The following is a 22,001-nucleotide window of genomic DNA, read 5'->3' on the forward strand; positions in this document are numbered from 1 at the left end:
TGATATGTCTTTTTGCAAACCGGTAACTTTTTGCCGGGTCCAAACGTCCTTATTTGGAAATAACTTCAATACAAAAAGGCGAAGACCTTGGTGAATGGAGGCCAAAACATGCGGACGAAAAGATATGGGCGGTTGGGAATCGCCGGGGCTGTGGCCGTAATCGCGGCCGGAAGCATCCTGTTGAACATGAATACAAAGGTCATGGGCGCGAAAAACGAGGGAGGCGCTCAGCAGGTACAGCTTGCTTCAGCCGCGTTCAAACGGGGAGACACCGTTGCGCTTCCCGCAAACGTTCCTTTGTTTTCGAACATAAAGGACAGCAGCGTGGCCGCCGATTTGATGAAAATCAAGAACTATACGGCAAATGGAGCTAAGTTGAAAGTGAATGCCGTCAAGGACGATTGGATTCAAAGCAAAGACGAGATCAACGGAGAGCAGTGGTTGCCGGCATGGTATGCAACGAAAGATGCGGCCAGCATCAAACCCGTTTCTCCGCGCACGTTCCATCTCCGGCCTGGAAGCAAGTTTTATCTTTATCCCGGCAGCGCTACGGTCTGGGATGCGGGACCTGCGCTCGAGAAAAAGGCGTTTATCGTCGCGCAGCAGGGGCAGTGGTACGGCGTTTCGCTGGCTCCCCGCATCTGGAACGCGGATTTTTATTCGTTCCGGCCGTCCATGCAATGGATTCAAGCCAAAGACGTGTCGCAGCAGGAGGATATCCCGGACGGGTGGATGAAGTCCGAATCTTCTCTGTCGACGGGCCAGGTGCGCCATCTGACGGATATTCTGATCCATAAGGGAGATACGGAAAGGCAGATCGCGAAGCGGCTTGGCGAACCGGATTGGACCGAGCATTCCCCGAACCTGAGCCAGACCGGCGACCCGATGCGAATAGGGGAAACGTGGCGATACGAGCATGAAGACGGGCAGGTGCTTTTGACGTTTACTCCGGAAGGCAAGCTGGAGAGAATGCATTGGAATTTGCCGCAGAATGGCAGCAATCCCGGGAAGGTTAGTGCAGAAACGGAACGCAGCGATCGTTATGAGTTTACGTCCCGGATGGATGGCAAGGCGCTGGCGGCAACGTTGCCTTGGGAGCCGGTATGGGTCAATCAAGGCGACATTAATTATACGTTCCTTCAGGCAGGGAATGAAGATGTTCTGTTGATCAAAGGCGATGACGGCGGATTCAGCGGTTTTTACCATGAAGGCTCCGTTTATGCACTGGATCGGCATACAGGCAAAAAGCTGTGGCAGATCAATACCGGCTTCGGCATGTTCCTGACAAAACTTGATGCAAGCCGCGAGTATGTGACGCTGTATGCCGACTATGATCCGGCTGAAAGAGATTACGTGCATCGGATACGTCATATTCGCCTGAAGGACGGGAAGGTGATGTGGGAGCGGACGGCCAAGCAAGGTTTCGAAGGTAACACGGTTACTGCTGCCGCGAATGTTGTGGTTGTGGAGGACCAGGTGCAATCGGACGGCAAAAAAGCCCGTACTACCGTACTGAATGCAAAGAACGGAAAAACATTGTGGACGCTGAACCTGAGCGGGGAATATCGCCTTTTGAACGAAGGAGCCGACGATCCTTACGTCCTGTACTGGAATAAAAATAAACTGGTTGCCGCAGAACCTTATACGGGCAAGGTGGTTTGGAGCAAACCGGCGAAAAAGTCGACGATCGACGATCCGCAGCACGATCCTTACTTCGACGGCATCCAACGGCTGGATCCTTTCGCTGCTGCTTCACAGGAGCGCTGGATGCTGCTGGATGATCAGTGGGTGTTGATCGACCTGAAGACCGGGGAGGAACAGGCGAAGTTCGCAGCCCGGAATGGGCAGCGTTTCGAGGTGTTGAACGACGGTCGTCTGCTCATCCGGGAAAACCAAAACGGTCAAAATTACGGAGATGTCCATGACTATAGCACGACATTATTCGACCCGAAAAGCAACAAAAAGCTATGGGCGATCGAAGGAAAGTTCGACCGTGGATTGGTGGAAGGGAATCGATTGTATGGCGTCTTGAACGGTTTTCCGGCGGCATTGGATTACGATTCGGGCAGCGTAGTGTGGAACGTCGAAGAGGAAGGGGTCGCGATTCCGATGCTGCTCAATCAGGGAAGCTACGTTCTTGCGGGCGACCAGCTTCTGCTGCCTCGGGGGGATGACCTGCTGGTACTGGACAAAAATACCGGAAAGATCGGCGGACGCATCCACGATATCGTCATGGGTACGCCGGAGCATCGGGATCGGGATGCCAAAAACGGCACGATGAACCGCATCGGCGATGACATTTATATCGGATCGGCCAATGGACGCTTCGGTCTCTATTCGGCAGACACGCTATCAGCGAACATCTCGCGCTAAGGCTTGTCTCCCGCCAAAGGATGATTTATTATAGATGAACAGGATTGCTCGCGCTCCGGTTATCGGCTGTGCGGGCTTTTCTCCATGTGTTCTGAAGAACCATGCATGATCCTATCGCGGGGGGAAGCTCCATGATTTCATTATACGGCGTGAGCAAGCGTTACAGCGAACGCGGATCTCGTACGGATCAAGGATTTGAAGCCCTCAGCGCAGTGTCGCTGGAAGTGGGCCAAGGCGAAATCCACGGCATCATCGGCTCGAGCGGGGCGGGGAAATCCACGTTGCTGCGCATGCTGAACGGGCTCGAGAAGCCGGACGAGGGCGAAGTGGTCGTGAACGGCCAGCGATTTACAGGCATGAACGAACGGGCGCTCCGAGAAGCTCGTCGATCGATCGGCATGATCTTTCAGCATTTCAACCTGGTCAGCAACCGGACGGTGATCGGCAACGTGTGCATGCCGTTGGAGCTTGCGCGCATGCCGAAATCCGACCGGGTTGCGCGCGGCTTGGACGTGCTGCGGTTTGTCGGCCTGGAAGACAAAGCCCGGCAGTACCCGGCCCAGCTAAGCGGGGGGCAGAAGCAGCGCGTGGCCATTGCAAGAGCGATTGCGAGCCGTCCGGACTTGCTTCTCTGCGACGAGCCGACGTCCGCGCTTGATCCGCAAACGACGAGCGGAATCATTGACTTGCTGCGTCATGTCAATGCATCGCTGGGCGTCACCGTCGTGCTCGTGACCCATGAGATGGAGGTAGCACGGCAGCTGTGCCATCGCATTTCCGTGATGCGGGAAGGACGGATCGCGAAGACGTTATCCGAGGCGGAGGTACGCAGCATTCCCGCTCCCGGTCCGGATATGCTCACCGCATTGCTGAAAGGTGATGCCTTAACGGGAGGTGGCAGGAATGATACCTGACATCGTGCTGCAATATCAGCATGAAATCTGGCAGGCGATTGGAGAGACCTTCGTCATGGTGGGCATTTCCATTGCGGCTGCCGTTCTGATCGGTTTGCCCCTTGGCACGCTGCTTTACCTGTTCAGGAAAGGACAGCGTTACGAGAATCGGCCATTATTCACGATCTTGGGGAGCCTGGTGAACATTATTCGTTCGTTCCCGTTCCTGCTGCTCGTGGTGTTCATGATTCCGTTCACGCGCATGGTTGTCGGCACGTCGATCGGCACGCTGGCCGCGACGGTGCCGCTGTCGGTGATTGCGATCGCCTATTATGCACGGCTTGCGGAGCAAGCATTGCTCGACGTACCCAAAGGCGTGCTGGAGGCTGCGGCTTCGATGGGGGCTTCGACGATGCAGTTGGTGTTCAAGTTCCTGTATGTCGAAGCACGCTCAAGTCTTGTGCTGGGCTTGACCACCGCAACGATCAGTTTCATTTCCTATTCCACGGTCATGGGGATCGTGGGGGGAGGCGGCGTTGGCGATTTTGCCATTCGTTACGGTTATCAGCGCTTTGAAACAGAGCTTATGGCATTTACGATCATTATCATGATCATCCTGGTCCAAGCGATCCAATATACGGGCACGCGGCTGTCCCGCTGGATTGACCGCAGATCGTGATCCAACAAACAGATTATTTACGAGAAGGGGTTATTACATTGATGAAAGCAAAATGGATGCTGCTTGTACTGGCACTGATGCTCGTGCTGGCCGGTTGCGGCAAAAAAGAGGAAACACCTGCGGCGGAAGGCAACGCAAACGGTTCTGACGCCAAACAGGAAGTGACACTGAAAGTAGCGACCCTGATTCCACCAATGACAGACGTGCTTGATATTGTGAAGCCTTTGCTGAAGGAAGACGGCGTGAACCTGGAAGTGGTGGTTCTGTCCGATAACGTGCAGCCGAACACGGCGCTTGCCAACAAGGAAGTAGACGCCAACTTCTTCCAACATGTGCCTTATATGGAGCAGTACAACGAAGCGAACAACGCTACCTTGGTGCCGGTTCAACCGATTTACAACGCGATTTACGGCGCATACTCCAAAAAGTACAAATCGATGGACGAGCTGCCCGAAGGCGCGACGATCGCGATCGCGAACGATCCATCCAACATCGGACGTTCCCTTGTGATGCTGGAGCAGAACGGCATTATCAAGCTGAAGGAAGGCGTTGGATTTAACGCTACCCAGGCCGATATCGTGGAGAACAAAAAGAACTACAAGTTTGAAGAGGTCGACCTGCTGATGCTGGCCCGCATGATGGATGACGCCGACCTGGTTGCCATGACCCCGGCTTACGCTAGCCCGCTGGGTCTTACGCCGAAGAAGGATGCATTGCTCACCGAAAAGGATGATTCCCATTTTGCAATTACGCTGGTTGCCCGGGAAGACAACAAGGATTCGGAGGCGATCCAGAAGCTGGCGAAACGCATGGCCGGCCCGGAAGTGAAAGCCTTCTTTGAAAAAAATTACGCGGATATCGCCATTCCTGCATTTTAAAAAAAGTGCGTCAAAGGCCCGAGCCGAATAGGCTCGGGCCTTTTTTTCGGGGTAAGTATTCATCAAATAACGAGAATGGGAGTCCTTGATGAGATGGCTACCGAATTGCTAAAGAACCTGACACACGTTATTTCACGGAAATGGGCCAAGTTTGTGCTCTAATGAACCTGTGACACGCTATTCCGGGGAAATAATCTTGTTTTTCCTGTTGTGACCGTAAATAGAGTGTCTGAGGTTCGTAAGGATTGGAAAAGGATGCAAAACGGCGAAATAAGGTGTCTGAGATTCGTTAGCACTCCGGGACAGAAATTGTCAACGCGTTCATTCTGCATTTTCCTCGTGATCGGAGAGAACCGTACAAAAGAAAAAAGCCGCAAGCGCGGCTCTCCTTAGGTAGATCATTGAAACTCGGGCCTCATTAAGCAGAGAAAGAGGTTGATTCCTTTTTAGCTGCCAGCGAGTTTTTAAGCCAGTGGGCACGCCATTTGGACTGCATGACCAGCACAAGCGCCATGGAGGCGGCCGCGATCAAGCTAAGGATGACAAAGCCCGGAGTATAGGATTGGTACGTGCTGTAGAGTTGACCGAGAATCAGCGGAAGGGCGTATCCCCCGATTCCGCCTGCCGCGCCGACAATGCCGGTCATCAGCCCGATTTCGTTGCCGAATCGCTGCGGCACAAGCTGGAAGACGGAGCCGTTCCCGGCGCCCAGACACATCATGCCCAGGAAAAGCATGACAACGACGACAGGCAATGGCGGCAGGAAGGACACGCCGATTAACATGATGCAAGCTCCCATGTACAGGTATGTCAGCATGCGGGTACCGCCGAGTTTGTCGGCCAGGAATCCGCCGACGGGGCGGAAGAAGCTTCCCGCGATGATGCAAAAGGTTGTAATATCGGCTGCATGCACCGCAGACAGGCCGTATTGCGTGTTGAAAAAGATGGTCAAATAGTTGGCCAGGCCGACGAATCCGCCAAAGGTGACGCAGTAGAAGGCGCAGAACACCCAGGCGTCACGCTGCTTCAACAGGCTGCTGTATTCGGACAGCTTTTTGGGAGCAGGCCGGTTGGGGCTGTTGCGGGCAAATAGGGAGAAAAAGACGAAGACGATTACGATCGGGATCAGTGCAAGGCCGAACACGATTTCCCAGCTGCCGAAATGGGTAGCCAATCGATTGGCAAAGAGGGTTGCGAGCACGGTTCCGCTATTCCCGGCACCGGCGATCCCCATGGCCAGCCCCTGATGTTCCTTAGGATACCATTGGCCGGCAAGCGGAAGCGCTGCGGCGAAAGATGCGCCGGCAATGCCTAACAGCAGGGCGACGACATACAGCTGGTTCAGGGAGTCGACCCACAGCCAGCCCAGCAGCAGCGGAATGACGGTGACGCCCATTCCGATCTGCGCAGTGAGTTTGGGGCCGATGTAGTCGGACATAAAACCTAACACGAGTCGAAGAATCGAACCGCCGAGGATGGGCAAAGCGACCAGGTTGGCTTTTTCCACCGGAGTCATCGGGTAATCCATCGCAATAACGACGGCGAGTGGGCCCAACATGCCCCAGATCATAAAACTGATGTCGAAATACAGGAATGCACCGAACAAAGTAGGCTTGTGGCCGCTTTTCCAAAAACTTTTCCTCTCCATCATCATTCATCGCTCCTCATCCTATTGATCATTCTCTAGTATTTTGTGATCCGTGCATGACTTCAGGCAGAAAAGGCCGCAATTCGTCCAGAAAGCTGAACGAGTTGCGGCCCCATTGCCGACAGGCGGTTCACGTCATTGTGCCCCGCACCTGTTATGATCACTGCACTGTGATTTTGATTCAAATTATAAAAAGTCTTGAATCATATGTCAACTAAAATAACATTATTTTTGAAAAAATTATATTTTAGTGATTCTTATGATGTTTCATGTGATGTTAAATGACATGAAAAGTAGTTGAGTGGATATGGGGATTATGCTTAGTGAACTACTCTGATTTACCTGGTAGTCAATGTTAGAGCTTCTTGGGATCAGCCAGCAGGATGACCGCCAATGTATCCGTTGTTGGAAAAGGAAGGGGGCTACATGTCGTTTGTTTATTCCAAATCGTTGAATTTAATAGAATAAAAAGGAGAATCGGGAATGGGACGATTCGGCTGTTTTTGCATTGGAGAAATTCAAGCAACAAAGGTTACGGAAATGTAATTAATTCGCTTTCTTTTCCTGTTAGATGCATTTTCGAAGGGGTGATTCGCAAGAACTAGATTGTTTAAACCCAATCGATTTCCAATTTTAAGGGGGTGAAATTTACGCTTGGGTCGGCTATCGTAAGAAAGTGATCGCTTGTCGGTGAACACGACTTTTCTCAGCGATGAGCAGGGGCTCATGATATGGGCAGGTTGGACAAAGCGAGCTTACATTTTCTTGTATACATGTATTCAAAATGTGCGCGAGGAAATGATCAAAGGAAGAGAAGGAGAGCATAACAACATGAACAGAAGCATCAACAGAGCTCTATCCCAACGCCAACGGCGATGGTTTACGATGATGATCATCGTTGCATTGGCAGTCATGCCGCTGCATGCCTATGCCTCGCAAGCGGAATCCAAGACTGACCGTCCATGGATGAACGCCTCCCTGAGTGCAGAGGAGCGCACGGAGCTGCTGCTCCAGGCGATGACGTTGGAGGAAAAGGTCAGCTTCGTTACTGGTAAGGTCAATAACTATTATGGTTTCTATAATGACGGCGTGGAAAGGCTCGGCATCCCTGCGCTGCAGATGGCAGACGGACCTGCCGGAGTGCGGGTGGCCAATCCGGATGTGCAGGATAAGAAATCCACCGCCCTCCCGGCACCGATTGCGCTTGCAGCGTCCTGGGATACGGAGCTGGCCGAAAAGTACGGAGACCTGATCGGTCAGGAAGCGCATGACACAACCCATAACGTGGTGCTTGGGCCGGGACTGGACATTGCCCGCACGCCATGGGGATCGCGCAACTTCGAATCACTTGGCGAAGATCCGCTGCTGGCTTCCGGGATGGGAGCGGCTTATGTAAAGGGAATTCAAAACAACCCGGTCATTGCGACAGCCAAGCACTACATCCTGAACAACCAGGAGACGGAACGTTTCACGACGAATGCGATCGCGAGCGAACGGGCCATTCAGGAAGTGTATGCACGTCCGTTCAAAGCGATGGTCGAGCAGGCGAATCTGGGAGCAGCGATGTGTTCGTTTAACCAGGTGAACGGTACATATGCTTGCGAGAACAAGGACATGCTGACCGACGTTCTCAAAAAGCAATTTGGATTCGAAGGCTTCGTCATGAGCGACTATGGCGCGAATTTCAGCACCGCAAAATCCGCGAATGCAGGTCTCGATCTCGAAACGCCAGGCGAACCATACGGCAAATGGGGCGACAAGCTGTTGGAAGCCGTAAAACAGGGCGAGGTCAGCGAACAGACGCTGGACGACAAGGTCAGACGGATTTTGCTGCAAATGTTCGAGAAAGGTCTCTTCGATCAACCGGTTCGCAATCAGCAGATCGATGCCAAGGCGGACGGTAAGAAAGCCCGTGAATTTGCGGAAGAAAGCATGGTGCTGCTGCAAAATGACAACAATGTTCTTCCGTTATCCGGCAAAAATCTCAAGTCGATTGCGGTCATCGGGCCCGATGCGGATACGTCGTCGGCAGCCGGAGGCGGCAGCAGTTTGGTCAACCCGACCTATACGGTAAGCCCGCTTCAGGGTATTCGCAACCGCGCGGGCCAAGGCGTCGAAGTCAACTATGCTGCCGGTACCGATCCGATCTCGGCAGGAGATGCGTTCAACGGTCCGGATGCGGTGCCATCCACGCTGTTATCGCCTGTCGATGCGGCACAAAGCGAAAGAAATGATAGTACCGAACATGCGGAAAATGGACTGCGTGCCGAATATTGGACCAATGCCAACATGGAAGGAAATCCTGAACTGGTCCGCATCGACCGGCAGGTGAACGTGAATCTCGGCTTCTATAACTACGAAGGCTTCAACGCGCAGTCGTCCAAGCTTCCCGTGACGCCAACGAAGTTCAATAGCAAGATGTCGGCACGCTGGACAGGTTCGATTACTGCCCCGAAATCGGGTGAGTATGCGTTATCCCTGACCAGTCTCGGCTCGGCGAAGCTGTATGTGGATAATCAACTGCTTGTGGACAATGAGGGGAAGGCTTTGGGAACAACGGAAAAGACGATTGCGCTCAAAGAAGGAGAGTCTCGCGAGATTCGGATCGAGTACCGCACGGACTTCCCTGTTCAGGCCAGCCATGACATGGGCGCCCAGGTTCGTTTCGGATGGAAGCCCGCAGAAGGCGCCGTGGATGCCCAAATGCAGAAGGCCGTCGAGCTTGCCAAAAAATCCGACGTAGCGGTGGTGGTGACCCGCACGTATGACAGCGAAGGGTATGTGGATCGGTCTGATCTGGAGCTGCCGAACAATCAGGAACAACTTATTCGCGAGGTAGCCAAGGCGAATCCGAAAACGATCGTTGTACAAATGAGCGGTCGCGCGGTCGAAACCGACTCCTGGCAGAACGAGGTGCCATCTATCGTTCAAGCCTGGTACGCAGGTCAGGAACAAGGAAATGCCGTGGCGCGCGTTCTCTTCGGCGACGTGAATCCGTCGGGCAAGCTGCCCGTAACGTTCCCGGCGGACGAGACGAAAACACCGGTGTCTACCGCGAAGCAGTTTCCGGGCGTGAACGGAGTCGGCAGCTATTCCGAAGGCATCTTCGTGGGTTATAAGGGGTATGAAAAAGAGAACCTGACCCCTGCGTTTGCGTTTGGGCACGGTTTGTCTTATACGAGCTTCGATTATCGCAATTTGCATGTGAAAAATAAGGGCAAGGGTGACAAGGCAACGGTTGAGGTATCTCTAAATCTGCGCAACACGGGTAAACGCGCCGGTGCAGAAGTGGTACAGGTCTATGTCGGCCCATTGCCTGCCCGAGCGGAGACGCCAAAGAAACAACTTGCGGGCTGGGCCAAAGTCGATCTGAACGCAGGCAAGCAGCAGCGCGTTCAGATCGAGCTGGACCCATCGGCGTTGTCCTACTGGGATGAAACGTCGAACAAGTGGGTGACGCCGAAGGGTAAAGTCCCTGTTTATGTCGGCAGCGCATCGGACGATATCCGCCTGACAGGCAGCGTGAATATCGGAAATGCTTCCGGCAAATAATCGGTGTTACGAATATGGAAATCAATGAAGTCGCGGCCGCCTGGTTGCGGCTTTTTCCACCCTTGGGAATCCGGGCGGAACGTATGGAAGGAGGGAGCAGCGATGTATCGGCGAACGAGAACTTGGATGGTAAGGGGTGGCATCGGTCTGTTGGTGGCGGGGTGCGCCGTTTGGCTGATGTGGGCATTCAGCCCTGCAGCCGTTCAGCCGCCTGCGCCGATGCCTTTGCCCGAAAAGAAAAGGATGACGGAGGCAGAGGTATGGCTGACGACAGGGGATCAGAGTCAGCTGCTGGCAAGGCAAGAGCCTCGGTCGTGGAAGCCCGTTGGGCCTGACGATGAGAAGAAACGCCAAAACGTCGCGTCCATTCGAGTAAATGCCGGGCAAGCTCATCAGAAGATGGAGGGGTTCGGCGCGGCCATGACGGGGTCATCCGTTTACCTGATCAACAGCCTTCCCCAAGAGCAGCGGGAAATGTTGCTGCACGAGCTGTTTACCGCAGAGGGATTGAATCTCAATATGGTACGGCATACGATCGGTGCATCGGATTATTCCGTGAATGCATCCGGAGAACCTTCAAGCTATACGTATGATGACGTCGAAGAAGGAACGGATTACGCCCTCGAACATTTTTCGATCGAACAAGATGAGGGAGTCGTAGCCATGCTGGAGGATGTTGTTCGGGTCAAGCCGGATGTGAAGGTCATGGGTACGCCCTGGACTGCGCCGGCCTGGATGAAATACGGCGAGCGGACGCATAACGGCTGGTACCTCAACTATAATGATCCTGGGGTGTATGCGGCTTATGCAGCATATTTCGTAAAATACATTCAGGCCTACCAGGCCAGAGGGGTGCCGATTCACAGCATCACGGTACAAAACGAACCGGAATTCACGTCGCCGAACTACCCCAGCATGAGCATGGGGGCAGCGGAGCAGGCGATGTTCATCCGGGATTATCTAGGTCCTGCCTTCATGGAGGCCGGGCTGGATACGCGCATCATAGCGTATGATCACAACTGGGACCAGGCCGTGAGGTATACGGAAGAGTTGTTTGAGGATCGCCGGACGGCAGCCTCCGTTGAAGGCTCGGCCTTCCACTGTTATGCGGGCGATCCGTCTGCAATGACTGAGGTCCATGACAGGCACCCGGACAAAATGATCTATGTGACCGAATGCAGCGGAGGCGAATGGAGCCCGGATTTCGGAACTAACCTGAGCTGGCAGATGTCCAACCTGATCATCGGTGCTGCGCGAAATTGGGCCAGCAGCGTACTGTTCTGGAATATCGCGCTTGATCCGCAAGGTGGACCGACCAATGGCGGATGCGCCAACTGTCGGGGGATGGTGACGATTGACCCGGAGAGCGGCAAGGTCGAGCGGAACGTGGAATATTACGCCATGGGGCACATCAGTCGGTATGTTCGTTCGGGAGCCGTTAGGGTGGAAACGAACCAGGAACCGGGCGTTTTGGAGAATGCGGCTTTTCGCAATCCGGACGGTTCCATGGTGCTGATCGCCAGCAATTCCGGACAGGATGCGGTGGCTTTCGAGATCGTGATGGACGACAATGCATTGCGTTACACATTGCCTCCGCAATCGGCGGCGACCTTTCGCTGGAAGGAAAACGGGACCGCAGCACGGTAATTCGATGGCGGCAAAAAAACATAATCGTGGTCACGCGCTGCGACAACGAGATCGAAGACATTCCGTGGAAGGGCTATCCTTGATATATCCGCCACGGAAGAGACGGAGGGAAGGCCAGTGACACTGCCTTCCCGTTGCAAAGCCCCGTGCAGCCTTTCCCTCTGAAGGGATAAGCTGCATGGGGCTTTGGCTTTCTTTTCAGACATCCATTAATGTTGTTCCTCATCCAGGAAAGGTTTGTTCACCGCATAATACATAAAGCCCATCAGCAGCACTCCGCCTACCAGATTGCCAAACGTGACCGGGACCAGATTGTGGAGCACGCCCTCGAACGAGATCGTTCCCGGATGGTTCAGTACCAGCGCAATCGCAAACGTACACATATTCGCCACGCTATGCTCATATCCCGAAATAAAGAAGCAGAACACGAACAGCATCATGGCAAACATTTTGGCGCCGTTTTCCTTCATGAACATCGGGATGAAAAACGCCAGGCAAACGAGCCAGTTACACAGAATTGCCCGGAAAAAGAGCTGCATTGCCGGAGCTTCCATCTTGTGTTCGACCACGCTCAGGAGGAAGCCGTTGACCTGGGACGAATCAAACAGTCCTGTCAGGTAGATCAGCAGCGCAAACACCGCCGCACCCATCAGGTTGCCCCCGTAACTCGCCACCCACAGCTTGACCACCTCTAACCAGCGTAGTTTCTTACGCAAAGCGGCATAGGTGTAATAGAACGTGTTTCCGGTAAACAGATCCCCGCCGCCGTAGGCGATGAGAATGATTGCTGCTCCAAACGTCAGTGCGGCCATCGGATAGGTCAGCGGAGATTGCTCCATATAGAAAAAATTGCCCGTCTTGAACGCCACGATGACCCCGAAGCCGATGAACATGCTGGCCAGCATGGAACGTGACAGATAACGGACCAGACTTTGTTTATATATTTTGTGCTTTTTTAATGCCAACTCTTCGACTTTGCGCAGACCTTCAGTTTCCATCATTCGCCTCCTGTACTTATGGGTAGTATTACATCTATTTACATATTTTTTGAACTTTCTATATTATAACGAAATTTATGGGAGAGGCACCTGTTACATATAAATAAAGGGTTGATTATATAGGTTCATATAATATGCGTGCAAACATTTTGCATTTATGTGCTAATTCTTAGCATCTTTTTCTTGGTTGAACAAAGTACCATGATAATCCGGATGATATCGATGATCGGTTGAACCTAAAATTTGGAGGGAGAAAGACATGAATGCGAATAAGATGCGGGTATTCTGAATGGCTGTAAATCAACGATTTAAAAAAGTATGGGGCATCGTACTCAATGAATGATAGAGCGCAAAGAGGCAGCCGCCAGGCCTGCCTCTTTGTACTATGATAGCGGAAAGGGGAACATGCAGCTTCGGAGAATTTCGGCCTTCAGTTCCTCGGATCGCTCTCGAGGAGCCAGCTCTTCCGCATAGGATCGCTCCAGTTTCTTCCGCATAAAGGTCTCGGCATGCGGGTTGGGGCGTGCGTGGAAGCTCTCCGCAAATTCCCTGTAAACGTCCGCGCTAAACGCCTTTTCCAGCACGCTATTAAGCAGTGGGCTGCCTGCATACAGCAGCGAGTCCGTTTCTTCGCACTCAAATTTCAAATACATGATGGCTTTCCGCAGGGCATTCAACTCGCCTTGGGTCAAGTATACGGGAGTGACTTCTTCTTCTCCGCCTTTGAATTGCTGTTCTGGAGCGCGATGTTTCGTTGGACGGTGGGAACTGTCTGAACCTCGGGATTCACTCATGCATGATCACCTCCTAGAGTTTGTCGAACTTCTTGTAGAAATGCCGGTCTTCCGGTTGGTGGTGTAGCGAATCATTGGACTCGGTCATATCGGTTCGCAACTCTAAACATTAAGGTTGTGTTGGCGGAAGGATGATTGGGCGTGCGGCTAACGCTTCCTCTACGATCTGTTCCGGAGTCAATTCACGGTCGTCCCAAAATATCAGGTTACTGATCGCAGGGTGTGGGACCTGACGTTCCAGTTCTGACAGCATGTCATCCAATTCGGGTTCGGTTCCTTCCGCATGCATCAATTTGCGTACCAATTCTACCAAATGGGTTCTATCGTTCATTGTGGGAACCTCCTTGTCCTGTTCCAAAATGCTCTAGCTATGTCAGTTGAACCAATGATTCTGCACGGAGTCACTACGTGGTCAGAACCATCTTCCGATTGCTGTTAAGCAACGGGAGCAAGAGTCATTGTCTATGATCATCAGTCGATCCGGATGGCGATATTACCGAACTGTTCGCCTTGGGCTATTCGTTCAAAAGCGCTGCGGGTGTTCTCCAGCGAATATTCGCGATCAATGACAGGACGAATATGATGCCGGCCGATATACTCCAGCATGTGTACATACTCTTCACGGCTGCCCATAGAGGTGCCCAGCAGGCTCACTTGCGGGAAAAAGATGGTACGGATCGGCACCTTCAGCTCATCGCCGGAGCTTGCTCCATACATGACGATTCGTCCGCCGGGGCGCAGCATTTCGAAATAACGGGAGAAGAGGCTCTGTCCGATGCTGTCCATAACGAGATCGACGGGTCCAAGCGCATTTTCTTGCTGCCAATCTCCGTGGCTGTCAAAGGCCTGGTTCGCGCTAAGACGCAGCGCTTCCGCACGTTTGGCTTCGCTGCGGGACGTCACCGTCACGCAGGCTCCGGCGGCCTTGGCCAGCAGCAGCGCCGAAGTGGCCACCCCGCCGCCGATGCCCGGAATGAGCACATGCTCGCCGGCAAGCAGGTTTCCGCGTGTGAACAGCGCGCGGTAGGCGGTCAACGTCGACAGCGATAATACGCCGGCTTCTTCCCAGCTAAGCATAACGGGTTTGGGCAGCGCATTGTCGGCAGGCAGCGTAATGCATTCGGCCAGCGTGCCGTGATCGGGCCCGCCCACAATGCCAGGCACGGCAGGCACATCGGCGGCGTGGTTCCAGCCCAACGTAGGGTGGATGATGACTTCGTCGCCTTTACGGAATGCATCTACGCCTTCCCCTATTTCTTCTATTATACCAGCTCCGTCCGACCCCGGAATGAGCGGTGAGTCCTGTGCGGTGCGATCGTTCATGATGAACAAGTCGCGATGGTTGATGCCCGCAGCCTTCAGACGAATTCGTACTTCTCCGTAACCAGGCGCTTTCGCAGGAGCTTCACTCGTATATTGCAGTCCTTCAAGGCCGTTTTTTCCAGTGTGATACATAGCTTTCATGGTCGTTCATCCTCCAGTGCATGTTCATTCGTCTAGCCCGTGATTGAAACTGAGGCTCATTGTACAGCCGACTGGCTTTGGCGTAAAATGAACAGAAACGAACGCAGATATCAAAAATGTTCATAGCAGATACCGGCGTGATTGTAGAAAGAAGGTGAACGCGCTTGGATGCCGGCGATTTGAACATTTTCCGGACGGTTGCCCGTGAAGGAAGCATCAGCAAGGCCGCGAAAACCTTGAACTATGTGCAATCCAATGTCACGGCGCGCATTCGGCAGCTGGAACAGCAGCTTCAGGTGCCCCTGTTTCATCGCACCAATCGGGGGATGACGCTAACGTCGGCCGGGGAAAATTTGCTGGGTTATGCGGATAAAATATTGCACCTGCTCGACGAAGCCGAAGAGGCTGCACGGGCGGGGACGACTCCAGCAGGACCGTTGCGGCTGGGTGCGATCGAGGCAGGCGCTTCCTCGTTTCTGACGCCGTTCATGGCGGAATACCAGGCGAGGTATCCGGACGTGCAGCTTTCCCTGATCACGGGCGGAACCCATGAACTGGCGCAAAAAGTCATTCGCCACGAACTCCATGGTGCCCTCGTATATGGGCCGATGGTTCATCCGGAGCTTGAGTACGTCAAGCTGTATGACGATGAACTGGTTCTGGTTGCCGGGAGGAGCATGCATGAATCGAACGGGCTGCCGGAGCTGCTGCATAAACCGATGCTTTTTTTCGAAGTAGGGTGCACGCATCGGACGCAGGCAGAGGCTTTTCTAAAGGAACATGGGGTTGAAGCTCCGAACATAACGTCTTACGGCACGCTCGATACGATTCTGAACGGAGTGTCGGCAGGCTTGGGCGTAACCCTTTTGCCGAGATGTTCCGTAATACGTGCTGAAGAACGGGGTGAACTTGTTACGGTCACATTGCCGGAACGTTATCGCAGGTTGGAAGCAGGGTTCGTCGTGTCGACGGGAGAGCGCCGGGCAGGGGCATTAGGGGCACTGGTTCGCATGTTGAGCCCACAACAGGAGGAGAAAAGGAGCGAAGAATCATGAGCAGTGAAACGTTGACGCTTGCGGACGCGTTCCGGCAGGCGGAATTCACGGTAGGCGGGAACGGACCGCGCAAAATCAAAGTGCTTCAGGAAGCGATATTACATCTGGATGGAGAAATGGACAGCGATCATTACGGCCGCGGCGAAACGATCGAGCAGTTCCAGCGGCAAATGGCCGAGGTGCTGGGCAAAGAAGCGGCCGTCTTCTTTCCGAGCGGCACGATGGCCCAACAGATTGCTCTCCGCATTTGGTGCGACCGCAAGGGCGTAAAACGGGTAGCGTACCATCCGCTGAGCCATTTGGAAATCCATGAAGAAGATGGATTGAAAGAATTGCATCAAATCGAAACCGTTCTGCTTGCGGACAAGGATCGGCTGATTCGGCTGGAAGACGTAACGGGCATGAACGAGGAGATTTCCTGTCTCCTGCTGGAGCTTCCCCAACGCGAGATCGGCGGGCAGCTTCCGCCATTTGAGGAATTGGAGGCGATCTCGGCGTACTGCCGGGAGCGCGGAATCAAACTGCATCTGGACGGGGCGCGCTTGTTCGAGATCACGCCATACTATCAAAAGACGCCGGCCGAGATTTGCAGTCTATTTGATACGGTATATGTGTCCTTTTATAAAGGGATCGGAGGAATCGCAGGAGCGATTCTGGCCGGGGAAGCTGACGTGATGCAGGAATCCAAAGTATGGAAAAGGCGTCATGGCGGGGATTTGATCGGCCTGTATCCGTACATCTTAAGCTCGCAATATTACTACAACAAACGTATTGGCAAAATGGGGCTCTATTACGAGCAGGCCAAAGAACTCGCCGCCCTGTTGAACGAGTGCCACGGCATCCGCACGCTGCCTGAGGTACCTGTATCGAACATGTTCCACGTGCATTTTGCATATCCCCCCGCCGAGGTCGAACCTGTTCTGGCCGAAATGTACCAGCGATTCGGGATCGGCATGACGCCGTATTTGAATAGGACGGACACCGGGTGTGTTTTCGAATGTTCGATCGGGGACCAGTACGAGACGGTTCCGCAGGACACCTTGCGTGCGGCGTTGAAATGGCTGGATGCGGAGCTGGAATTAAAACACACGATCTGATCGAAGAACCTATCCGTGTAACGGGTAGGTTTTTTTACATTGGGCGTGCCCAGCTAAGCACGCATCTTCTAGCCGGTGAAAGTCCGGTCGCAGGAGGGGCCAAGCCCCTGCGTAGCTAGGATACTTGCGTATAGCGAAATCTGTGCGCAAAAGCGTATCGACGAAAGTACCTGTCAGAGACAGGGCGAGCAACAAGCCAGGCTGTAACATGAAGTGAATCCTGCCGCGTCGTTAAAAAGGCCTCGCAAGAGGGACAAGAGGAAGCCGAGTCTCGCGAATGTGGACGAAGGCCATGGAAGCTGCAAAGAACTTGGAACGACAGCGAAGAATCCTCCGGCGTATAGGGAGCAGCATGGAATGAAAGAGGATGCAGTGAACTGGGGAGACCCTCCCCCACACGGATTTTTTTTTTTTTAGGAATTCGTAAAGAGACATTCTATAAGTCTAAAAGACGAAGTGAAACGTCTGTGGGAAGGGAGTCCGAGGGGCTCATAGTACCGAAGAACCCAAGGACAACATAACCTTGGGGAGGGAAGGAGCCCTGCTTTGTTTATGCTTTTGGAGGAGGTACGAGTGAGTGAATGCCAGACGGCTAACAACACCAAAGGAAAAAGTTCAACAACTCCAAGAAAAGCTAGGTCATGTGGCCAAGAAGAACAACAAGCGTAAATTCCATGCTTTGTACGACAAAGTCTACCGGTGGGATGTCTTGCAGGAAGCCTGGAGACGAGTGAAAGCGAACAAAGGAGCGGCAGGTGTAGATGCTGTGACGCTGGCTGACATAGAGGAACAAGGAGAACTGACTTTCCTCAAGGACTGCGAAGGAGCGTTGAAAGAAGGCAACTACCATCCACAGCCTGTACGGCGGCACTACATCCCAAAGAAAGATGGGAAGCAAAGACCGCTGGGCATACCCACCGTGCGCGATAGAGTCATCCAGATGGCAACGAAACTCGTGATCGAACCTATCTTTGAAGCAGATTTTGAGGATGTATCTTATGGATTTCGTCCGAAACGAAGTGCGAAAGGAGCGCTGGAACGAATTCGGAAAGCCTGCAACCGCAAAGGGAATTGGGTAGTCGACGTCGATATCCAAGGTTACTTCGATAACATGAATCAAGAGAAGCTCATGAAATGGGTACAAATGCGTATCAATGACAGGAGGATCTTGAAGTTAATCCGGAAGTGGCTTGAAGCGGGAATCATGGAAGAAGGAAACGTACGGCGTTCTGATTTAGGAACACCGCAAGGTGGTGTCATATCTCCACTGCTCGCGAATATCTATCTGAACTACTTTGACCGATTGTGGGAGAAACACGGAAGTGGAGTGGGAGAACTGACAAGATATGCAGACGATTTTGTGGTGGTCTGCAAAACCAAAAAGGACGCGGAGCATGCGTATGAACTTATACGCAGAATCATGGAACGTCTAGAGCTAACCCTGCATCCGACCAAAACCCGCATTGTAGGCTTATGGACGGGAAACGAAGGATTCGACTTTTTAGGGATGCACCACCGAAAAACGAAAGCAGAAACGTCGCAAGGGAAGGTATATTACACCACGCAGCAATGGTTAACCAAAAAGGCAGAAGAACGTATTCGTGGAGTCGTTAAAGAGCGATTATCCCCGCCAAGTATGCGATCCAGATCGTTTGCAGAACATGTGAAATGGCTCAATCTGAAGATTCAAGGGTGGAGAAATTATTATTACACAAGCTACAGCCAGAAGAGACTAGCAAAGCTGGATTGGTATATTTTGCAACGGTTAACCCGGTGGTACGCGAAGAAGAGACAACGCAGAAAATGGATGGGTTCAGTAGCTGAGGTTAAAAATATCGCCGCCCAATATGGACTAAAAACGCTGTTGTAATTTGCATGCCCATGAACGAAGAACATCGGAAAGCCGTATGAGGGAAAACCTCACGTACGGTTTGATGAGGAGGGGCTGGGTTTTGCCCAGCCTTTTACTCTAGAAATCGTCATTCCCGCCGAAGATGCACAATTGAGCACAAAAAAACCATGTTGTATTCTATGAAAACAGGTCATAGGAATCATGGAAGCCAAAGAATAGTAATGTAAAATACATATTATAAAGGTAATAAATACCATAAAGAAAGCGGGATTAAGGAGTGAATTGATCCGTTACAAATTTGATAGGGAGAGGATGAAAATGATGTTTACGAGACGTAAATTCGCATTAACTGTAATGTCTCTGGCCTTATCCGCAACGATGCTTGGAGGCGGGGCCTGGGGGCAAGCTCCGCAGGCAATGGCTGCATCTGACCCGGGGATTGCCGTCAACGCGGTTTTAACGGACATGCCAGCCGAATTGAAATCGTCCATTGAATGGGTGTATACGAATCGCATGCTCAAGGAAAACTCCGTCGGCCGAAAAAACTTGATCTATGACCAGATTTTCGCCGGGAAAGGAACGCTCAACTACGTCGTTCGCTGGCAATCGGCCAAAAACCTCACCTTGCAGCAGCGAAAAGACATCGAACGGATGCTTGGCCGCCAGATCAACAATTGGACCAAACACTTGCAGGGATACGATGGCTGGCCCTATGGAGAGATTGCTGTGAAAGTCGTCGGTTGGGCGGTCGCGAATCCAGCGCAGATTTTGGACAAACAATCCGGCGAGATCGTGTACACTACAACCACGGTAGACGAACTAAGCAAGTCCGATCCGCGAATTCCGGCGGCATTGCCGCACGCACCGAATGAATTGTCACGCTTCGAGCATTTCTCGAATCCGAATTATGCATATCCCGGCGGGCTGGACAAGCGTTTTGACATGTATTTGTGGGCAACGTCCAATTTCGGCGGTGGTGCCGGCGGTGACTGGGGGCAGCGCATGTCTGACGATTATATTCTAAGCACGGTCAACCAGAACGAGATCCAGATTACCGAACACGAGATCGGACACGGTTTCGGCATGCCTGATTTCTACGAGCCGCAGGACCGCCCGCCAGGAGGTTTCCCGGTGCCGACCATCATGTGGGCAGGCAACTCTCCCACGATTACGAATTGGGATGTCTGGCTGTTGAGGTATACATGGAGTCAACTTAAAAAGGATACGTCGCGGTTCCCGCTGGTACCGGCGGGAAATGAGCCTGTGAACGTAGCGAGCAATGCCAAGGTGTCTGCGTCTTATGTTTCACCCTGGGAAACGGTTGCAGCCCTAAATGATGGATATGATCCCTTGCATTCGAATGACCGGGCACATCCGGTATACGGCAACTGGCCGGAAACGGGTACGCAATGGGTGCAATACGATCTGGACCGTACGTATACCCTCAGCCGAAGTGATGTGTATTGGTTCAAGGATCATGGCGGCATCGATGTGCCTCGTTCGTACAGTATCCAATATTGGGACGGGAACGTATGGCGCGACGTGCAAAATGCCCAAGGCTTGGGTACGAATGCGGATGCATACAACACAACGACGTTTAGTCCAGTGAGCACGACGAAGATCAGGCTTCAAATCTCGGCGAACGCTCCGGCTTCTACCGGTATTTTGGAGTGGAAGGTCCTGGGGACGGCCCAATAATGCAATCCTGAATGATATGATTGGATAAGCCGAAGAGCGGCTGTGCAGTAACGGTTGCGTGCTGTGCAGCCGTTTTTTGCAGGGAAACCACCATTTTTGAAAATCCACGGATCAGGCAGCTAGTTTCGCTGCTCCTGAATGTATTTTCGATATAGTGCAGGTGTGATTTCTTCGTATTTTTTGAATGTTTTGATAAAATACCCGGATTCGTTGAATCCCAATTCGTCGCTGATTTGGGCGATTGGCATGTCGGTGACCTCAAGCAGCTGTTTAGCCCAATTGATTTTGAGGCGCGCCGCGTAGCTGCTGAAATTTTCGCCAGTTTCCTTGGCGAACAGTCGGCTGAAATAGCTTGGGCTCAGATGGCAGAGCTCGGCTGCTTTTTTGAGCGTCAGTTGTTCGTTTTTGTGGCTATGCATGAAGTCCAGCGCCGGTTGAAGGGCCGGGCTCGTGATGTCCACTGCTTTGGGACTGCTGCTCAAGTAAGCGTCAGCGATGGCATTGGTCATTTCCCGTTTGATCGATTCGATGTTCCGAATGGAGTAGCCGGGCAAAATGGTGGATAGGTTCAGCGACTCCTGCGTTCCGGATGCGGATGCCCTTTCGAACAATTCGACCAGCAGGTTTTTGTTCAGGGCTTCCTCCACGATGTAATTGCACAACAGAGACAACATATTGGAAATTTTGACGATCTCTTCGTAGGTCATGACCGGCAGCTGATCGTATTGTTCGCTTAATTCCGCGAGTTTGCGTTCATGCAGCCCGGGGTTCTGGGGGGAGACGATTTGTTCCAGGTCACGTGCGCTCTCGGGATTGGACAGCTTCACCTGTCCAGCCATGACCGCGCCGATGTATTTGCCATCAATCGTAATCGGAATCGCAATGTCGATGATATTGAAATGGCATGAATAGACGTAAGGCTCGTTCAACCGAACTGCTTCCAGGCCGCCGCGCGAGTCGCATTTTTGGCAGTAGGGCAGCAGTTCGGGATCTTGGCGTACGCTCTGGCAGAACGATTGGCAGCTGCTGTGGCCTGTAACGGGATTGCCTTTGTAGTCCACGGTCAGGATGGCCAGCTTGGTGACGGTGGCGAGCGAGTCCTGCAATCGCTTCCACTTATCGAGGTCGAGTATTTTGTTAATGTGCAAGTATTCCTTGATCATGGCGGCATGCCTCCATCGTTCACAGATTAACCGAGCCTTGGGCTGAATTCATATTAAAAAACAACTGAAAGGGTAATGTATATTAGGCGCCTTTTGTAATGAACACGCTCGAGGCAAAGATACACCTTCGCATGACAATAACATACCATCTTTCCGGCAGAAAGCAAAAAATTACGATTGCAAATTATAATTATTTGTTATCAAATTCCA

At 52.6% G+C, this 22,001-nt stretch carries 16 protein-coding genes; 10 read left to right on the forward strand and 6 right to left on the reverse strand.

Features of this window, described 5'->3' with window-relative positions:
• Window positions 1-108: 108 nt before the first annotated feature.
• The 4 genes from MKY59_RS04325 to MKY59_RS04340 all read left to right on the forward strand — a co-directional run bounded on the left by MKY59_RS04325 (window position 109) and on the right by MKY59_RS04340 (window position 4,823).
• Window positions 109-2,373, forward strand: coding sequence for a PQQ-binding-like beta-propeller repeat protein (locus tag MKY59_RS04325; protein ID WP_339276171.1), 2,265 nt, complete (start codon window positions 109-111; stop codon window positions 2,371-2,373).
• 131 nt (window positions 2,374-2,504) lie between these two features.
• Window positions 2,505-3,287: an ATP-binding cassette domain-containing protein gene (locus tag MKY59_RS04330; protein WP_236420705.1), complete on the forward strand. Its 783-nt coding sequence runs from the start codon at window positions 2,505-2,507 to the stop codon at window positions 3,285-3,287.
• Window positions 3,277-3,945 (forward strand): methionine ABC transporter permease, encoded by a 669-nt coding sequence (locus MKY59_RS04335; protein WP_236420706.1) that lies wholly within the window; start codon window positions 3,277-3,279, stop codon window positions 3,943-3,945. The genes MKY59_RS04330 and MKY59_RS04335 overlap by 11 nt, the downstream gene beginning before the upstream one ends.
• 41 nt (window positions 3,946-3,986) lie before the next feature.
• The gene (locus MKY59_RS04340) at window positions 3,987-4,823 is read left to right on the forward strand and encodes a MetQ/NlpA family ABC transporter substrate-binding protein (RefSeq protein ID WP_236420707.1); all 837 of its coding nucleotides are present in this window, start codon (window positions 3,987-3,989) and stop codon (window positions 4,821-4,823) included.
• Between the two features lie 418 nt (window positions 4,824-5,241).
• Here the strand turns inward: MKY59_RS04340 and MKY59_RS04345 are convergent, their stop codons facing one another.
• Window positions 5,242-6,471 (reverse strand): nitrate/nitrite transporter, encoded by a 1,230-nt coding sequence (locus MKY59_RS04345; RefSeq protein ID WP_339278321.1) that lies wholly within the window; start codon window positions 6,469-6,471, stop codon window positions 5,242-5,244.
• Between the two features lie 831 nt (window positions 6,472-7,302).
• Here MKY59_RS04345 and MKY59_RS04350 point away from each other — a divergent pair.
• Together MKY59_RS04350 and MKY59_RS04355 are read left to right on the forward strand one after the other, a co-directional pair.
• Window positions 7,303-10,023, forward strand: coding sequence for a glycoside hydrolase family 3 C-terminal domain-containing protein (locus MKY59_RS04350; RefSeq protein ID WP_339276174.1), 2,721 nt, complete (start codon window positions 7,303-7,305; stop codon window positions 10,021-10,023).
• A 102-nt stretch (window positions 10,024-10,125) separates the two neighbouring features.
• Complete coding sequence (locus MKY59_RS04355) at window positions 10,126-11,670, forward strand: glycoside hydrolase family 30 beta sandwich domain-containing protein (protein WP_339276176.1); 1,545 nt, start codon at window positions 10,126-10,128, stop codon at window positions 11,668-11,670.
• Between the two features lie 209 nt (window positions 11,671-11,879).
• On the opposite strand, the gene MKY59_RS04360 is transcribed toward MKY59_RS04355, so the two are convergent.
• From MKY59_RS04360 to MKY59_RS04375, 4 genes are all read right to left on the reverse strand, one after another.
• Window positions 11,880-12,668 carry a formate/nitrite transporter family protein gene (locus MKY59_RS04360; RefSeq protein ID WP_236420725.1) on the reverse strand — a complete coding sequence of 263 codons (789 nt, stop codon included), beginning with the start codon at window positions 12,666-12,668 and terminating at the stop codon, window positions 11,880-11,882.
• 383 nt (window positions 12,669-13,051) lie between these two features.
• Window positions 13,052-13,462, reverse strand: coding sequence for a hypothetical protein (locus tag MKY59_RS04365; protein WP_339276177.1), 411 nt, complete (start codon window positions 13,460-13,462; stop codon window positions 13,052-13,054).
• Window positions 13,463-13,571: 109 nt separating this feature from the next.
• On the reverse strand, window positions 13,572-13,793 hold the full coding sequence (locus MKY59_RS04370; protein WP_339276179.1) for a bacteriocin immunity protein: 222 nt from the start codon (window positions 13,791-13,793) through the stop codon (window positions 13,572-13,574).
• 140 nt (window positions 13,794-13,933) lie between these two features.
• On the reverse strand, window positions 13,934-14,926 hold the full coding sequence (locus MKY59_RS04375) for a zinc-binding dehydrogenase (RefSeq protein WP_339276181.1): 993 nt from the start codon (window positions 14,924-14,926) through the stop codon (window positions 13,934-13,936).
• A 164-nt stretch (window positions 14,927-15,090) separates the two neighbouring features.
• Here MKY59_RS04375 and MKY59_RS04380 point away from each other — a divergent pair, with 164 nt between their 5' ends.
• The 4 genes from MKY59_RS04380 to MKY59_RS04395 all read left to right on the forward strand — a co-directional run bounded on the left by MKY59_RS04380 (window position 15,091) and on the right by MKY59_RS04395 (window position 20,628).
• Window positions 15,091-15,981, forward strand: a complete 891-nt coding sequence (locus MKY59_RS04380) for a LysR family transcriptional regulator (protein ID WP_339276183.1) — start codon at window positions 15,091-15,093, stop codon at window positions 15,979-15,981.
• Window positions 15,978-17,078 (forward strand): beta-eliminating lyase-related protein, encoded by a 1,101-nt coding sequence (locus MKY59_RS04385; protein ID WP_339276185.1) that lies wholly within the window; start codon window positions 15,978-15,980, stop codon window positions 17,076-17,078. Before MKY59_RS04380 ends, MKY59_RS04385 begins: the two co-directional genes overlap by 4 nt.
• Before the next feature lie 577 nt (window positions 17,079-17,655).
• Window positions 17,656-18,948, forward strand: coding sequence for a group II intron reverse transcriptase/maturase (gene ltrA, locus MKY59_RS04390; RefSeq protein WP_339276187.1), 1,293 nt, complete (start codon window positions 17,656-17,658; stop codon window positions 18,946-18,948).
• 300 nt (window positions 18,949-19,248) lie between these two features.
• A complete protein-coding gene (locus MKY59_RS04395; protein ID WP_339276189.1) occupies window positions 19,249-20,628 on the forward strand; it encodes a discoidin domain-containing protein in 1,380 nt (459 codons plus the stop codon).
• Window positions 20,629-20,747: 119 nt separating this feature from the next.
• Here MKY59_RS04395 and MKY59_RS04400 read toward each other — a convergent pair whose 3' ends face one another.
• Window positions 20,748-21,791, reverse strand: a complete 1,044-nt coding sequence (locus MKY59_RS04400; RefSeq protein ID WP_339276191.1) for a PocR ligand-binding domain-containing protein — start codon at window positions 21,789-21,791, stop codon at window positions 20,748-20,750.
• Window positions 21,792-22,001 lie beyond the last annotated feature (210 nt).

Source organism: Paenibacillus sp. FSL W8-0426 (assembly GCF_037969725.1).
Classification (GTDB): Bacteria; Bacillota; Bacilli; order Paenibacillales; family Paenibacillaceae; genus Paenibacillus; species Paenibacillus hubeiensis.

Excerpts from the sequence above, each read along its gene's own strand:
- MKY59_RS04325 (WP_339276171.1), top strand. The coding sequence starts at position 109 with ATGCGGACGAAAAGATATGGGCGGTTGGGAATCGCCGGGGCTGTGGCC.
- MKY59_RS04330 (WP_236420705.1), top strand. The coding sequence starts at position 2,505 with ATGATTTCATTATACGGCGTGAGCAAGCGTTACAGCGAACGCGGATCT.
- MKY59_RS04335 (WP_236420706.1), top strand. The coding sequence starts at position 3,277 with ATGATACCTGACATCGTGCTGCAATATCAGCATGAAATCTGGCAGGCG.
- MKY59_RS04340 (WP_236420707.1), top strand. The coding sequence starts at position 3,987 with ATGAAAGCAAAATGGATGCTGCTTGTACTGGCACTGATGCTCGTGCTG.
- MKY59_RS04345 (WP_339278321.1), bottom strand. The coding sequence starts at position 6,471 with ATGGAGAGGAAAAGTTTTTGGAAAAGCGGCCACAAGCCTACTTTGTTC.
- MKY59_RS04350 (WP_339276174.1), top strand. The coding sequence starts at position 7,303 with ATGAACAGAAGCATCAACAGAGCTCTATCCCAACGCCAACGGCGATGG.
- MKY59_RS04355 (WP_339276176.1), top strand. The coding sequence starts at position 10,126 with ATGTATCGGCGAACGAGAACTTGGATGGTAAGGGGTGGCATCGGTCTG.
- MKY59_RS04360 (WP_236420725.1), bottom strand. The coding sequence starts at position 12,668 with ATGGAAACTGAAGGTCTGCGCAAAGTCGAAGAGTTGGCATTAAAAAAG.
- MKY59_RS04365 (WP_339276177.1), bottom strand. The coding sequence starts at position 13,462 with ATGAGTGAATCCCGAGGTTCAGACAGTTCCCACCGTCCAACGAAACAT.
- MKY59_RS04370 (WP_339276179.1), bottom strand. The coding sequence starts at position 13,793 with ATGAACGATAGAACCCATTTGGTAGAATTGGTACGCAAATTGATGCAT.
- MKY59_RS04375 (WP_339276181.1), bottom strand. The coding sequence starts at position 14,926 with ATGAAAGCTATGTATCACACTGGAAAAAACGGCCTTGAAGGACTGCAA.
- MKY59_RS04385 (WP_339276185.1), top strand. The coding sequence starts at position 15,978 with ATGAGCAGTGAAACGTTGACGCTTGCGGACGCGTTCCGGCAGGCGGAA.
- MKY59_RS04395 (WP_339276189.1), top strand. The coding sequence starts at position 19,249 with ATGATGTTTACGAGACGTAAATTCGCATTAACTGTAATGTCTCTGGCC.
- MKY59_RS04400 (WP_339276191.1), bottom strand. The coding sequence starts at position 21,791 with ATGATCAAGGAATACTTGCACATTAACAAAATACTCGACCTCGATAAG.